The sequence below is a fragment of the Halocalculus aciditolerans genome (assembly GCF_014647475.1).
GTDB classification, from domain to species: Archaea; Halobacteriota; Halobacteria; order Halobacteriales; family Halobacteriaceae; genus Halocalculus; species Halocalculus aciditolerans.
This window is the reverse complement of sequence record NZ_BMPG01000006.1, coordinates 1-13,656: the sequence shown is the minus strand read 5'-3', so window position 1 is coordinate 13,656 and position 13,656 is coordinate 1. Positions and strand designations below refer to the sequence as shown.

At 62.4% G+C, this 13,656-nt stretch carries 11 protein-coding genes and 2 pseudogenes; 2 read left to right on the top strand and 11 right to left on the bottom strand.

All coding sequences use genetic code 11. The features are described 5' to 3' along the window. Positions 1–89: 89 nt before the first annotated feature. Together IEY26_RS15665 and IEY26_RS15660 are read right to left on the bottom strand one after the other, a co-directional pair. Positions 90–956, bottom strand: a complete 867-nt coding sequence (locus IEY26_RS15665; protein WP_188980639.1) for a DNA-binding protein — start codon at positions 954–956, stop codon at positions 90–92. A 581-nt stretch (positions 957–1,537) separates the two neighbouring features. Beyond that, positions 1,538–1,801 carry a HalOD1 output domain-containing protein gene (locus IEY26_RS15660; protein ID WP_188980637.1) on the bottom strand — a complete coding sequence of 88 codons (264 nt, stop codon included), beginning with the start codon at positions 1,799–1,801 and terminating at the stop codon, positions 1,538–1,540. Between the two features lie 121 nt (positions 1,802–1,922). Between IEY26_RS15660 and IEY26_RS15655 the strand changes: the two genes are divergently transcribed. After that, complete coding sequence (locus IEY26_RS15655) at positions 1,923–2,183, top strand: MarR family transcriptional regulator (protein ID WP_007143097.1); 261 nt, start codon at positions 1,923–1,925, stop codon at positions 2,181–2,183. A 2-nt stretch (positions 2,184–2,185) separates the two neighbouring features. On the opposite strand, the pseudogene IEY26_RS15650 reads toward IEY26_RS15655, so the two are convergent. The 5 genes and pseudogenes from IEY26_RS15650 to IEY26_RS15630 form a co-directional block, all read right to left on the bottom strand. After that, a pseudogene (locus IEY26_RS15650) lies at positions 2,186–2,694 on the bottom strand (hypothetical protein). Then, the gene (locus IEY26_RS15645) at positions 2,691–3,290 is read right to left on the bottom strand and encodes a DUF7437 domain-containing protein (protein WP_188980636.1); all 600 of its coding nucleotides are present in this window, start codon (positions 3,288–3,290) and stop codon (positions 2,691–2,693) included. Before IEY26_RS15645 ends, IEY26_RS15650 begins: the two are co-directional and overlap by 4 nt. Positions 3,291–3,339: 49 nt before the next feature. Beyond that, positions 3,340–3,675 carry a DUF7558 family protein gene (locus IEY26_RS15640; protein ID WP_188980634.1) on the bottom strand — a complete coding sequence of 112 codons (336 nt, stop codon included), beginning with the start codon at positions 3,673–3,675 and terminating at the stop codon, positions 3,340–3,342. Beyond that, on the bottom strand, positions 3,675–3,965 hold the full coding sequence (locus IEY26_RS15635; protein WP_188980631.1) for a hypothetical protein: 291 nt from the start codon (positions 3,963–3,965) through the stop codon (positions 3,675–3,677). Before IEY26_RS15635 ends, IEY26_RS15640 begins: the two co-directional genes overlap by 1 nt. Positions 3,966–4,183: 218 nt before the next feature. Beyond that, positions 4,184–4,624: a hypothetical protein gene (locus IEY26_RS15630; protein ID WP_188980629.1), complete on the bottom strand. Its 441-nt coding sequence runs from the start codon at positions 4,622–4,624 to the stop codon at positions 4,184–4,186. A 599-nt stretch (positions 4,625–5,223) separates the two neighbouring features. On the opposite strand from IEY26_RS15630, the gene IEY26_RS15625 reads away from it, so the two are divergent. Further along, complete coding sequence (locus IEY26_RS15625) at positions 5,224–6,120, top strand: hypothetical protein (protein ID WP_188980627.1); 897 nt, start codon at positions 5,224–5,226, stop codon at positions 6,118–6,120. A 93-nt stretch (positions 6,121–6,213) separates the two neighbouring features. On the opposite strand, the gene IEY26_RS15620 is transcribed toward IEY26_RS15625, so the two are convergent. The 4 genes and pseudogenes from IEY26_RS15620 to IEY26_RS15605 all read right to left on the bottom strand — a co-directional run. Then, positions 6,214–7,740 carry a primase-associated protein gene (locus IEY26_RS15620; RefSeq protein WP_188980625.1) on the bottom strand — a complete coding sequence of 509 codons (1,527 nt, stop codon included), beginning with the start codon at positions 7,738–7,740 and terminating at the stop codon, positions 6,214–6,216. Then, complete coding sequence (locus IEY26_RS15615; RefSeq protein ID WP_188980623.1) at positions 7,737–8,621, bottom strand: bifunctional DNA primase/polymerase; 885 nt, start codon at positions 8,619–8,621, stop codon at positions 7,737–7,739. Before IEY26_RS15615 ends, IEY26_RS15620 begins: the two co-directional genes overlap by 4 nt. Beyond that, positions 8,618–12,442 carry an ATP-binding protein gene (locus IEY26_RS15610; protein WP_188980622.1) on the bottom strand — a complete coding sequence of 1,275 codons (3,825 nt, stop codon included), beginning with the start codon at positions 12,440–12,442 and terminating at the stop codon, positions 8,618–8,620. The genes IEY26_RS15615 and IEY26_RS15610 overlap by 4 nt, the downstream gene beginning before the upstream one ends. After that, positions 12,435–13,656, bottom strand: a pseudogene (locus tag IEY26_RS15605) (VirB4 family type IV secretion system protein); the annotation flags it as partial. The gene IEY26_RS15610 and the pseudogene IEY26_RS15605, both read right to left, overlap by 8 nt.

Here is a 13,656-nt window from a genome sequence, read left to right as displayed (position 1 = left end):
GACGTTAGGAGCGAGCACGGAGCGGAGGGTGGGGCGGCGGGGTTAGGGTTGGTCCGGCACACAGCAAAAAAGAACGGCGTCGCGCTCGCCTACTCTTCCCACCACCGACCGCGCTCTGGGAATTCGATCCTGCTCCAGCCCGTAATGGCGATGCTGCACCGCCCCTGGTACCAGTTCTTCTTGACGGCCCGGAACCGGACCGTCTCACCTTCGCTCACGACCGTCTGCCCGGATTTCTCCCAGCAGGTGAACTTGATTTTCCCGCTATCATCCGCTATCAGCCCAACTTGCTGAATCGCGCTACTACTGGGAGACCAGAGTTCGATTATCTCGCCTTCGACCGTCACCTCGCCGACCGGGACGTCCGGCACGTCCGCGATGGGCACGATTGCCCCCGGCGCCGCCTTCAGTTCTTCGAGGGTTTCCAGCACCGCCTTCGTGACGTCCCGCCCGCGCTGCACCTTCTCGGCCAGCTGCTTCGCGACGACCGCTCTCGACCAGCCGCCCTTCACTTCGTCGCTGATCCGCATCGCTTGCTTGTTGACCTCCGCGAGTTCCTCTTGCGTCAGCCTCTCTCGGGGATCCGTGCGCTCCGTCGGCGCCGGCTCGTCACGACCACACTGCTCGCTGACGGCCTCTCGCGTGCGCTGCTCGCGACCCTCCTGCGTTCCCAGCTCGGCCTGGGCACTGATGCGCTCCAGTTCGGCTTCCCGCGCCTGAATGCGCTCTTCCTGTTCGAGGGTGACACCGTGAATCCGGTCCTTGCTCGTGTCTGCGATCCCGTCCGGGTGGTTCGCATCCACCTTGGCCTGCGTCTCCTGCTCGACCGCCGCCTCGAACTCCGGCGTCTCGTCGACGACCGGGAAGCCGTCTTCATCGACCGCCTGACCGCCCGCTTTCTCGAATGCCTGTTCATCCACCGTAACGACCTTGCTACTAGAGCTGTTACTTGACATTGGTCTCACCAAAGACCGAAGGCGCTCACGCGCCGACACCGCGATGCTACTACATCGCGGTTTTCCGGCGACAACGACCGACAGAACCATCTGCGCGCTCTCGCTCGCGCCTTCGCGAGCGCCCTACCGGGCGCGAGCGAGAGCGCGCCTGCATGAGGTGGCCCCAACCAGGACCGCGCGCCGACCCGCCCGGAGCGAGCGGCCAGCGGAGTAAGCGTGGGGGGTGAGCAGCTACGCCGCGCAACCCCTCGCGCTTACCCGCTGGCGTCGAGACCAGATTCATTTTAGCCCGGAACGGGCGCGGGCGGTGCGGAGAGCGCCCGCACGCCCGGAATGGTCGGTCGCGAGCGACGCGGAGGGCGGCAGCGGCGAGCGGGGCGGGCCGGTACGTACACACCTGGCCAGCCGGCCACGTCGCTCGGCCAGCCATCCACCGCCCTGGTGGACTCAGAAAGGGCGAGGCCGCCTCGGCCGTCCCCCGACCCCGCAAGCACCGCAGGTACGAGGCGCGCAGCGGCGGTCGCGGGCGTCGAGCGGCCGAGGGCTTTCGGGTGCCATTCCCGATGTTGACCGCGATCTAGCTACTGCTCCGTAGAATTCGAGTCTTCGTCGTCGATCAGGACGTCGACGCTCTCTGGTGTCACCGCAAGGCGGATTCCTTCCACCGTGAACTGTACTTCCACGTTTCCATCCGACGAGTTCAAGATCTGCTCGAGTGCTTCGACGTCGACAGCGTCGTACAGCTGGTACTCGTCCCGATCCAACCCACACGCTTCGAGCGTCTCGATAATCTCGACGACGAGGTTCGGCGATGCCCCAGGTCCCGTCCTTGAAGAGCAATTCATCTCAACGCTCGACGCTTAGGACGGCCGGCATTTAAAGACCAATGAGTCAATTGTAGTTGCTTGAAGATTTTCTGGTTGACTTAGCGCGTTCGGGATAGCGTCGGCGCAACCACAAGCGATTATGCGCTTTGACGCCGACTGGATGTCTCGCGCTGATGACCGCATTCTAGAGCATCTGTCTGAAGCCGGCCCCGATACCCCAAAGGAAATGGCAGACAGCGATCGAGTTCGCTTCTCCCGCCAACACATCAATGCCCGCTGCAAGACGCTGGTCGAATACGGCCTCCTCGTCCACCTCGGCAACGGCGTCTACGATATCACGCGAACGGGAGAGCAGTATCTCGCCGGCGACCTCGACGCTCGTGACCTCGACCCCGAATAGCGTCAGCTGTCGCTGGCGACTAGGTCCTCGATGAACCGGAACCCGTTCACGAACGTCATCGAGTCACCGTACCCCTCACTCGCGAGCACGGTTTCGGCCCCCTCGCCGGCCGCGATATCGGTCGTGAGATGTACACCTCGGTCGCCGACCCCGCGCTGAGATACTGGGCAGCGAGGGCGGCGAGGGCGGCGTCGGCACGTTCGACCTCGTCGGCAGGGCGGTCGTCGGCGTTCGCGATGTACCGCTGGACGCCGTCCATCACACGCGAGACAATCGGTTCGGAGAACTCGAGCGGCGCCGCAACCGTCGCCCAGCCCTCCTCGATCGCAGCGTCGATAGGTGGCGCCTCGACGTCGGGATCGTCGACGGTCAGCTCCTCGTACACCCGTTCGGGCAGGACGAAGGTGACGTCGTTCCGGCGAGCGAATCGGCGAACAGCCTGATAGCGGCTGTTCGACGGCTGTCCCATCGCGACGAACAGGCCGGTGTCGGCGATGTGGAGCCGGCTCACGCGTCGTCAGCCGCGTCGCCGTTGTCGATATCCAACTCGTCGAGTCCCGTCCCTGACTCCTCGATGTCGTAGTGTTCATGGACGACGGGCCGGAGCGCCTGCAGAATCATCTCCGCCGCCAGCGGCGAGATGTCCAGATCTTCCGCCATCAGCCGGTGGGTCACCTCACCGCGTTCGCGGGCGATAGCGTAGGTGAGCGCGGTCGCGAGGCCGGCGACGCCATGTCGGTCGATGTAGGTGTCGATGTCGGCGTCCGTCTCGCGGCGGCCGACGGCGTCGATGAGCGCCGGCGTGATCGTGTACTCGCGGTCGCCCGCGGCCGTCGTCACGGTCAGGTCGATCTCACGGGCGGCGTACCGGCGTGGCTGCTCGTCGTCGGTGACGTCGACGACGCCGGCATCGACGAGCCGGTTGACGTAGCTGTAGGCCGTCCCCTGGGCGAGTTCGAGGTCGTCCATCACGTCCTGGACGGTCGCCTCCCCCTCCCGAGTGAGGTACGCGTACAGCTGGGCGAGCTGTGGCTCCTCGAGGAGGTCCGCGACCGAGAGGAAGTCCTGGACGATGTCGCCGTCGGCGCGGTTTGAGGGGCGTGACACGATTCGTTCTTGATTACAGTTTACAGCGAATCAGTAAAGAGTGTTAGGGTCACTCTGTCGGCGTCGCGACGAGATGCTCCTCGAGGTCGCGCGTCCAGTACGTCGCGAGACCACCCGGACTACAGCGGGCGCACAGCTGCAACGGGCCTTCCAGGTGCCCCAGTTCGACCCGGAACCGGGTGAGTGCTGCGAGCGTGTCGACGACTAACCCACAGCCGTCACAGGCGACGTGATCGCGCTCGTCGGGATCCGGCTCTGTCTGGATCGCGCAGTCGATGCAGATCGGGTGGGTGACCCGCTCGTCTTGCCCCCAGGTGTGGGCCTCGCCAGTCTCGGTACCGGGCGGGGCGTCGCAGAACGCACAGCCGACGAGGGTCTGCTGCATCACTCGTCCTCCCCGTCGGCGTCGCGGCCGGCCGTCCAACCACGATGGAAGACGGCCAGCTGCGTCGTCGAGTCGAATGTGGTGCCGCTCGGCTCGTGAACCAGCACCTGGTCTTCAGGAACCAGAGTGACGACGTCCGCGTCGACGAGGTCGTTGACCAGGCGTTGGGCCGTCGAGTCGTCGACGTCCGCCGTGTCGACGCCGATGGCGTCGCGGTCTTGGGCGAGCTGTTCTTTCTCGAACTGTTCGTAGTCGCGACTCGTGTCGTCGTGAGGATCGGGACCAGGCATGGTGAGTCACGCAGCGCACGCTGTTGCGCGCTGCACGCCTTCCGGCGCCGACAAACAACTCATGGCGTACAGATTCGGCACCTCCTCGGATCGCCCGGCCGCCAGGATACACTCACTCGAGGAGTCGGGCGGTGGGTGGGGGCAAGGGAGTGGATCCAACCGCAACGTTAACCAACGCTGTGCCGGTATCGGTTCGGAATGTTGGTTAAGTCTAGCCGCTACGGCGTTCGCAGTTCTCGAACTGGCTTCACGACGAAGGTATCTGGCTCGCTGGCTGCTTCTTCACCTGACCGCTCCGCCGTCGTTGATGCCGACCGCGTGAGCTGAGTGATGAGCTCGTCGCGAACGGTTCGTCGAGGGACGGTGGTCCCGTGCCAGCCCAGCCGGTCGTCGAAGTGCCGCTTCTGGAACTGCTCGCCGACGTCGTCGGCTGCGACGTACTGCGTCCGCGTCGACCGCCCGACCTGCCGGGAGACGAAGACGGCGCCCACGGCCTCGTGCGTGAGTTCGACGAGAGCACACTCCACGAGCGCGACGACCGACGCGTGATTCCGGTCGGTCGGAACCGTCATCTCGAGGTCCGCCCACGGCGCCTCACCGTCAGTGGTAGTTGCTGCGTGATCCGCTGCTCGTGTCTTACTGCGTTGTTCCGAAGCCATCGTCTATCGGGGGCACGTGATGCGCCCCGCCACCCCCTCGCGGGGGCAACAGACCCCACCGAAACGCACCCTGTCAACCAATGCGCTAAATCTGATACTTCCGTAGTTCCGCTACCCCTGTGATGGCCCCTCGGCCTGAGAGAGCCGGCGGCCTTCGCACACTGCATATCGCCTCTTTCTTTGGACGAAATCCGCGATATGCAAGGCGGAATAACGGACTCAAATTGCAGAAGAACCTCGTCGGGCCGATTTGAGGGCGTAGAAATTACCTCGACGAGTTCCGAGGTAATGCTGTGATTTCAAAAATTGCTCGACGGCGGGGTAACGAAGGCGATTTCGGTCGTATCTGGATTCCTTAGGGTCGCCGCTTCACCTATTCTGAGTCCCTCGAGGTCCGCCGTATCGGCACTTCGAGTCGTGGAACACCTCCGATTCTCTCGATTCTGGCCGTGTTAGGCGCTGAAAATTGCTCGACGGGGAGTCACCTCGTTACCGAATCTAAAATATACAGATGATGATAAATTGAAGGCCAATCAGGTTGTAAGGGAATAGATGGATTGAGCAATACTCATAAAATCGAGCCAATCTAGCAAGCTAATATGAGACGGAGACAATTCATCCGTTCTAGCTACACCCTTGCTCTAACCCCGTTTATTTCTACGATTGTTTCTGCAAACTCCGTCTCAGATCGTCCGCCCAAGATACCGGAAGATCACCTGAATTCGTATGGTTGGGAGATGTCTTCAACCAATCCTGAACTCCCCGAGTTTGAGGAATCTAAACACATCGAGAACCTTCAGAAAACCAGCTGGGGTTTGAATGCATTCCACGGAACTTCCGTACGTGACGCAATCGAAGAGGACACACCGTTCGATGGGGTCAGACCTCTCAAGCATATCTGGGCTGCTCGTGTCACCACCGACGATGAAGACACGAAAGGGATCTGGACAGAAGGAGAGGAGGCTGAAGCTGTTTCAAATATAGATTCAACTACCGAACATGTCTTCGAACAGTTCATGGAGAACGATGTCTTGGACGGTCGGCTGGAATTCCGGGGAGAATGGCACCGGAAAGCCGTGAGTGAAGGTGGAGGGTTTCTTGCAGGGCTGGTCCCTGTTATTGGAGATGGACTTTCCACAGCTTTCAGCTGGAAATGGGATTTACAGACCACCTTGACTCCCGCTACTGGGAACACCGGTTCAATCTCAGAGTATTACTTCAGTCTTCCATTAAATGCGATTGCGGAGAACGCAGAAGAGGAGATCGAGAACGAGGTAAACTTGGACTTCCGCGGGATCTACATCGACTGGTTTGCTGAGGAGAACGTGTTTTACTCTATTGGTGGTGTGTATCCGGAAAGCGAGAAACGGTTGAACGAACAGCTTACAGAGGGGTTTGACGCCGGGATACTGGATTTCGACCCACCCGAGTTCGATATCTCGACCGACGGAATGTACGAACAGGAGATGCTTGACCTGCTTTCTAAGGTCGAGTAATTCAGGGAACAGCTGTTAACTACACTTAACGAACTAGCGGATGATCCAACCCCGAGAACGCCCAATAAATTGGGATTCGACAGGTACCATTAGTCAGAATTGCTCTGCGGGACCGGCGGATTCCTCCTCAACCTGCTCGTACATCTCATCCGGGAACGGGAGACTGCCCCAGATCGAGTAGGGACACTGGTCTTGGCCGATGCAGTAGCGCTGCAGATCGTCGTTATCGCAGTTCATCGGCAACGGCGTGTCGCCGTCGATCGTGTTCGAGAACTCGTAGCGGACTTGGTACTCGGTCTCCTGCTCGTCGTACCACGGCCACCGAGAGAAGACGTCCTTGAGGTCCGCGACGATCTCGTCGAGGCTGCTGTCCTGATACTGCGGGAGCCACATTACCATCCGCGCGAAGTTGTAGAGGTCCTTCCGGACGGGCTTCTTCTCGTGTAGCCGCTCCTCCATATTCGCCATACAGGGGAGTTCGAAGAGGTCCTCGATCTCTCGCACTTCGATCTGTTCGGCGCCGGTTCCGGCTCGCCCGATTCGGTACGTATTGACGCGCCCGTCGCGATCGATCGTGACGGCCGAGTGGGACTCGTGGTCGGCCAGCGTCTTCGCGAGACTGCTCGGACTCGATATCCAGTCCGTTACAGAGGATTCCCACTCATCCTCGGCGTCGTACGCTTCGACCGCTCGGTAGAGCTCTTTCGCCGTGTGGAACTCGCCCTTTTGCGCCACGTCGTCGGGCGCGTCACTCAGGGCCCGCCGGAGGACTCGGATCGTCCGCTCCCCACGGTCCCAGTTCCGCCAGATTCGCTCGTGATGGCCGGTCTCGAGGAAGTGGTCGATCCGCTCCGTAATCGCCGACTCGTTCGTGGTCAGCCACGATAGCTGGTCGTCGGAGAGTCCGTCTTCTTGCACCCGCAGGAGCTTCTTGAATGCCCGCTCAGCGTAGTCCCGATACTTGCTGTCGAAATCACCGACCGGGACGTACAGGTTGTTGTCCTTCACTCGCGTCAGTATCTCCCCGCCATCGTCACTCCCCGTCGATGACTCGCCCTCCGCTCGAACGAGACATTTGCGTGACGCCGCCGCCATCGGGATTTCGAGGTACAGGCCATCCCCGAACTCCGGCATCTCTGTGATGCCCGTACAGACCCGACCCGGATGCGGGCCATCTTCACCGGGCTCCTTGTTGTACAGCACGTCTGCGATGTCCTGTTGGAGCGACCCATCGCCGTGGGCGCGGATGAGTGAGGCAAGATTGTTGACGTACAGCTCTCGGATGTCGTAGAGTACCTGGATGTTCCGTGGCGAGGCGTGCTCGAACTTCGGGTGCTCTTTCACACAGACCGCGCTCAGCGTCGCGAGCACGGCAAGCGTCCCCGGCTCGTCGACGAACGGCTCCTCAGCGGCGTCGGCACGAACCTGCTCTTTGAACGCCGCCGTCCCGAACCGCTCGACGTCGTTCACGAGGTCCTCGGGTTGGTCCTCGCCGTCGACGACGTATCGGTTGTAGCCACGCGTAAACAGCTGGTTGATGCGGGTTTCACCGTACTCCAGCGGGAGTGCCGCAACCCGATACGCCATATCCTCGTCGTCGGTGGGCGTACTCGGACTCATTCGTCGATCACCTCCGGCGTCGCCGATCGAACGTCGAACGCAGGGCTCTCGATTGGTTGAACGATGCTACAGACGTCGGCGTGGAGCGAATAGGGCAGGCGAGCGACCCGCCGGCGGTCGGCCGTCACGACGGGATCGATCGGGATGTCGTACGTCTCGAGAAGGAGGTCGTTCAACACCTCGCGACTCTGCTCGTCGTATCGGTGCGCCGGGTCGGTATCCAGCAGGTAGACGTGGACACCCTGCCCGCTGTAGACGACCATCGTCTCCTCGGCGTCGAAATCGTCCTCGAAGATGTCGCGCACCTCGAACCCGTATTCGATGGCGCGGTCGACATCTTCGAAGGCGTACGGATACCCCTCGGGAGCGGCGTCGAGGATACCCGCAGCGTCGAGGAGCGCATCGTCGTCCCGGTCAGCGACGGCCTCCGAGGCCATCTCGTCCGCTCGGTCTCGGGCGATCTCTTTGGCGTCGATGTCGACGAGGAGGACCCAGGGTCGTTCCCAGTGATCCAGCGCGTAGTAGACGGCGTCGGGCCGTGGGTCCGGTTTCTCCAGCACCTCCGGATCAGCAAGCGCGAACTCGCTCCGCCCCAGCGGGTCGTTGCGCGCTGGATGCCGAATGAACTCAACGACATCCTCGAAGTCGTCGAACTCGGGCGTCGTTCGGTCGCCCGACGCATCTGTTTGCCACGTATCCCGCCGGATGAAGTCCTTGTCCGGCACCTCGTCTTTGCGCACTGGGTGGGGCTCTCGGAAGGCGACGGCGTACTGTTTCGGGCCGGTCGCCGTGATGAATTCCGGCAAATCGTCCAGATAGCGGGGGAACTCCTCGGCGTAGTAGGCGTAAAGCTCCTCGCGGGTCGCCTCTCTCCAAGTCATTGGTTGAGTTCTTGATCGAGATTTTTGAAGCCCCGAACGGTGGTCAGGCCCGCAGCATCGAAGTCGTCGACGGCGTCTCTGATGGTCGCGAACGACCGTGCCGCCCGGCCGCTGACCCGCTCGTCGATCCGATCCGCGTCGGCAAGGCTATCCAGGACGTCGAGCGCCGTCTCGCGATTGTTGAAGGCCCAGATCGCGTCGGCATCCACCGCGCTGAGTTTGTCGTAATCCTCGACCGGGGCGTGCCGATTGTTACTCGCGAGCTCTGCTTCGCCGGCCCAGACGAGATCGCCGTCCGCGTCGAAGCCGGCCACGTCCAGTACCGTGCCGTCGTCGGTTTCGTAGTACGGTTCCACGCGAACCACGTCGTCCCGCTGCTGGAGCCAGAGCTCGAGGAGCCGGACGCCAACCTTGTGTGGCGTTTTCTCGCCGAGATCGCCCGCTCCTGGTCCCGCCTTCAATTCTCTCCCGAGGAGGTCTCGACCGTCCGGGAGGACGGTGTAGTACTTGCGCCCCGCCGCGGAGTCCGCTTCCAGGAGGTTCTGTTCCGTGAGCTGCTCCATATGGAGGTCGTCGTATTCGTCCCGAAGCTGGCTCATCCTGTCCAGTAGTGTGTACTCGTCGTCCTCTCGGTTCATCACGTCGAGGACCCGATTCAGGAACCGGACGTCGTCTCGACTGAGCCCGCGTTGGCGGAGTTCGTCATCGGGAACGGGTACGCTGCTTTCCTGGACGGGCGTTGCCCCGTTCTCCGGCTGCGCTCCTTGGTTATCTTCTGACTCCTCGTCCGTCTCGGCGGCCTGTCCGAACAGGGGGCTCATCGCTGCCTCGTCTCCATGTGGGTCGCTGTCCGTCTCGGGCTGGGTAGTCGACGTCGATGCGTCCTCGGTCGTCGATTTGCTGATGAACGCGGATTGCGTCGGGTCGATCGCTGCATCGCCGTCGGCAGCCGAGCCCGTCGTCTCACCCCCCGAACTCCCCCAGCCAGTCTCCTCTGGGGAAGTGGTCGACTCAGTCGGCTCTGTCAGCCCGTACTGGGCCTGTGTCCGCTCGACCATCCGTGGCCGGGACACGGACTCGAAATGGTCTTCCTGGGGCTCTGTGAGCGGCTGATCGCTTTCTGGATGCCCCGGCGCAATCGGCAGCGGCTTCAGCGAAAACGGCGGCGGACCAGTCTCCCCGAACGACGGACTCGGGAGTTGCGCGATCCACTCGCCACTTGGGAGCGTGTTGATTCGGTTGCGGAGTTCGGTCGGGCTGAGGTCCTCGTGGGCAAGCGACTCCGCGAGGTCGCGCTCGATCGAGATGTTCCCGATGAGCTTCGTCTTGATGTTGTTCAGCACCTCGTCATAAGCTCGCTCGTTCCGGTTCCGCACCTGTTCAGGGAACTGCATCACGAGCCCCATACTCAGGCCGAACGACCGGCCTTGGGGCAGTAGCTGCTCGGAGACCAGTTTCGTCGACGCGACCGGCGCCGCCTCCTCGATGATGAGGTTCGTGAGCTTCTCGTAGTCGGTCTGGCCATCGCGACGGCGCACCTGCACGGCGTCCCAGAGGTTGCTCAACAGCAGGAGTGTGATCGCCCGCTGTGCCTCCGGCCGAAGGTCGCCGAGGTCGAAGATGATGGTAGCGTCTTCATCGAGGAACTCGCGGAAGTCGAAGCGGTTGTCGACGTACTCCCCGGCGTCGTTCTGCTCGGGGACGTGGCTGAAGATCCGCCGGAGATGCGCGTCCTCTTTGAGCTTGTCGAGGCGGTTCCCGACGGCGTCCATCGACACCTGGAACTGGTGGTTGTCCTTCGCGAAGTGGCGCGTCAGCGATTCCTCGATGTTCTGGTTATCCGCAGAAACCGGGGGAATCGTCTGGTCGCGCTGCATCCGGAGGGCAGCAGCGAAGAGATCGTCCAGCCCGAACACGTCGCTCCCGTACTCCTCGTCGAACAGCGCCTTGATCAGGTAGCTCAGAATCTCGTTCGCGACGAACGCCTGGCCGTACTGCTCGCGGCCCATAATCATCCGGAGGATGTCGTGGAAGTGGTCGACCTTGTCCTGAATCGCGTCCTCACGGTTGCGACCGGCTTCGAGCGCGGGCCGGATGTCGAAGAAGGAGAACGCGGGGATGGTCTCCGGGACGCGGAAGTGGTAGACGTCGTCGAGGCCACCGAACCGCTCGTAGTGGCAGCGCAGGTAGTTCTCACACATCCCGTCGCCCTTCGGATCGACGAGGACGACGGGGCCACCCGTCGTCTCGCGGAGCGAAAGGGCGTCGTTGATGATGGCCTTCGACTTCCCGCCACCAGTCGACGCGAACCGCCCGTAATGCGTGGGCAACAGGTCCGGCGGGATCCGGATCGGGTCCGGCCGTGGTTCACCGTTTTCGTCGAGCGCGTAGCCAATGGCCATCCCGTCTTGGAACTGCTGGATCAGATCCGGGTTCGGCCACGGGAGCGGATTCCGACTCTGCTGTTCGGCCCTGGTCCCCCGCGTCCCTTCGACGGTCAACTGTTCGGAGGAGGGGACGAGGACGAAGTTCGCGAGCTCCGTCCCACAGAGGACCAGCTCGGGTCGGGTCTTCCCCCTCCCCGTCGTCAGCTCGCGGTTGAGGAGGCGCTGAAGAGCGGCCCGTGCCTTCTTTTCCTTCGTTTTCTCACGGAAGCCGCTGTCCCGGAGGCGTTGCCCCTCGACCTCGTAGAACGGCCCATCAAGCGGGTCGAATACGGGGAGGAGCGAGTCCATCCGGCCATCGAGGTCGTCGCGGGTGTCGTCGGTAGGGACGCCGACGGCCCGGATGTTGACCGTGAACGACCGTTTGGCGTTCTTCGCGTCGATGTACTCGATCCGCTTCTCGACGGATTCACTAATCTGCGGTTCGTTTTGGTCGCTCCGCTGGTCCTCGACCTCGAGCAACGACCCGACGACCTCCTGGAAGAACGTGTCGCGGCCGTCGACGAGGTCCTCTTTCCGCACCTCCGCGTCGGACTGCCAGCTGGCACGCCGTTGGAAGACCACTTGGAACGCGGTCGGCGCTGTCGCCTCCATCAGGTGGTCGATCAGCGACGCCAGCGCCGCGCCGGGTTCGTCGACGGACGAGAGGTCGCCGTCAGTTTCCTCTGCCGTGAACGGCGTCAGCGAGGTCATCCAGTCCTGCTTCCGTGACGCGGAGCCACACCACCGGACACCGAGCGGCGAGACAGCGTCTTGTGCCGGGCGAGCCAGAATCGTTCCCGCCGGTGTCATCGTCGGCTTCTCGATGGCCCGTCTCTCTTCCTCGTCGTCTGGAAGTGCATCGGGCGGCGCTAGTTCTAGGGCTGAGTCCCCAACAGTCACGTGATGATCGGGGACTTTCGTGGCTGCCGTACCGCCGTCGACAACGGGGTCTGCTTCGGCTGACTCGGAGTCCACTGATTCCTCGTCGACGATGACGTACTGTTCTGCCGGACCAAACTCGTACTGCAGCCGCCCGGCCTCGTAGTGGTCGACGAATTCCTGCGGTGTGAACTCAACTGGCTGAATGAGCCGAGCGGCAACGTCGACGTCGACGCGCTCGATGTCGAACGTGGCCGGATAGATGGAACGGAGGCGCTTCTCAAGCGTATCGAGGTGCGCATCGGCCCCGTAGAAGAACTCCACCGGGTCGTCCGGGCCATCACTGATTGCGAGGAACTCGAATCGGGGTGGTGTCTCACTGTGGAGCGGGTTCAGCTTCTCCCCGAGGCCCGACGAGCCGGGCGTGGTCAGTTTGTGGAGGCTATCGAGGACTCGGGGGATACTCTCCGGGTCAAGCCGCTCGGATGTCGGCGTAACGCGCAGGTACTCAGCCATCGTTGGTCTCCTCCATCGACCCGCCGTCTGGCTCAGCTTCGACGGCGTCTGGTTCCTCGTTCGGTGCGCTCGTTTCGTTCGTTCCGTTCGTTGCTCGGTGTTCGAGCTCTTCCTGGAACTCCAACATCTCAGTATCGACGGCGCTGTCGCCGGCGCCGGGTAGCGAGGAGCGAACTTGGGAGGTTGGGTCGAAGTCGATGACCTGCTTCTCTTTGGGCATTGCTTTGACCTGGATGCCGCGCCACTCGCCGTCGACGCCAACGAGCGCCTCGGAGAAGCCGGCGTCCTCGTTGCCTGGCACAGCATCCTGGACGAACCGCATCTGTGCGTAGTTCAGCCCGAACTCGTCAGCCCACTCCTCGTCCATCCCGTCGAGGCGGTGGAACTGCTTGACCGCACACTGGTCCAGAATCGCCTCGGATTCGGCGTGTTCGAAGAACTCGTCAACGGTCTGTGTGACCAGCCGGATCGAGAGGTCGTGATGGCGGTGGTGGCGGAAGACCGTCTCGAGGAACGCCAGGCTTGCGGCGTCCTGCATGATGTACCGCGCTTCGTCAATGTAGAACACGACCTCCTTCTCCGAGACTTTCGCCCGCTCGTAGACCAACGAGATGAGTAGCTGCATCGTCAGCGCCGTGCTACTGTCGACGCTCCCTTCCTGCTGGGCGAGGTCGAGATAGATGACCTTCTCGTCGCGGATGTCGAAATCTGAGGGTTGGCCGAGGTTAGCGTGCCGACCGCCCTCCTCGAAGGGCCGGAGCTGGTCGAGCAGCCACGTCGCGTCCTCTTTGATCTTCCCCGCCTCCTCATCGGACCGGACGACGAATTCCTCGGGCTCGTCGACCATCTCCTCGAAGACGTCCATCATGTCCCGAATCGTCGGACTCGGGTTCCCGTGCGTCGAGATGTCGTCGGTGATGCCGTTGCGCTTGTACGCTCGCTTGAGACCCAGTTCCAACGTCGTCCGGCGGTCACCCAGAGAGATGCCCCGCAACGCGAAGAAGTTGGTAAGGAAGCTCATCGCGTCATCGAGCTTCTCGTTGAACGGACTCGCGTCCTCACCCATCGCTCGCTGGACGTGCTCGGGCGTCTCGCGGATCTCCAAGGGGTTCAGCCCGAGCGTTCCACCGACGGTGATCCGCTTGGCATCGAGCGCCTCCGAGACACCGGCCCAGTTGTTCAGCGGCTCGAGGATGATGCCGATACGGTCCTTA

Bases quoted from the DNA above. Each gene is read 5' to 3' on its own strand.
- IEY26_RS15635 (WP_188980631.1), bottom strand. From the start codon at position 3,965: ATGCCTGGTCCCGATCCTCACGACGACACGAGTCGCGACTACGAACAG.
- IEY26_RS15655 (WP_007143097.1), top strand. From the start codon at position 1,923: ATGCGCTTTGACGCCGACTGGATGTCTCGCGCTGATGACCGCATTCTA.
- IEY26_RS15640 (WP_188980634.1), bottom strand. From the start codon at position 3,675: ATGCAGCAGACCCTCGTCGGCTGTGCGTTCTGCGACGCCCCGCCCGGT.
- IEY26_RS15630 (WP_188980629.1), bottom strand. From the start codon at position 4,624: ATGGCTTCGGAACAACGCAGTAAGACACGAGCAGCGGATCACGCAGCA.
- IEY26_RS15615 (WP_188980623.1), bottom strand. From the start codon at position 8,621: ATGACTTGGAGAGAGGCGACCCGCGAGGAGCTTTACGCCTACTACGCC.
- IEY26_RS15660 (WP_188980637.1), bottom strand. From the start codon at position 1,801: ATGAATTGCTCTTCAAGGACGGGACCTGGGGCATCGCCGAACCTCGTC.
- IEY26_RS15610 (WP_188980622.1), bottom strand. From the start codon at position 12,442: ATGGCTGAGTACCTGCGCGTTACGCCGACATCCGAGCGGCTTGACCCG.
- IEY26_RS15620 (WP_188980625.1), bottom strand. From the start codon at position 7,740: ATGAGTCCGAGTACGCCCACCGACGACGAGGATATGGCGTATCGGGTT.
- IEY26_RS15625 (WP_188980627.1), top strand. From the start codon at position 5,224: ATGAGACGGAGACAATTCATCCGTTCTAGCTACACCCTTGCTCTAACC.
- IEY26_RS15665 (WP_188980639.1), bottom strand. From the start codon at position 956: ATGTCAAGTAACAGCTCTAGTAGCAAGGTCGTTACGGTGGATGAACAG.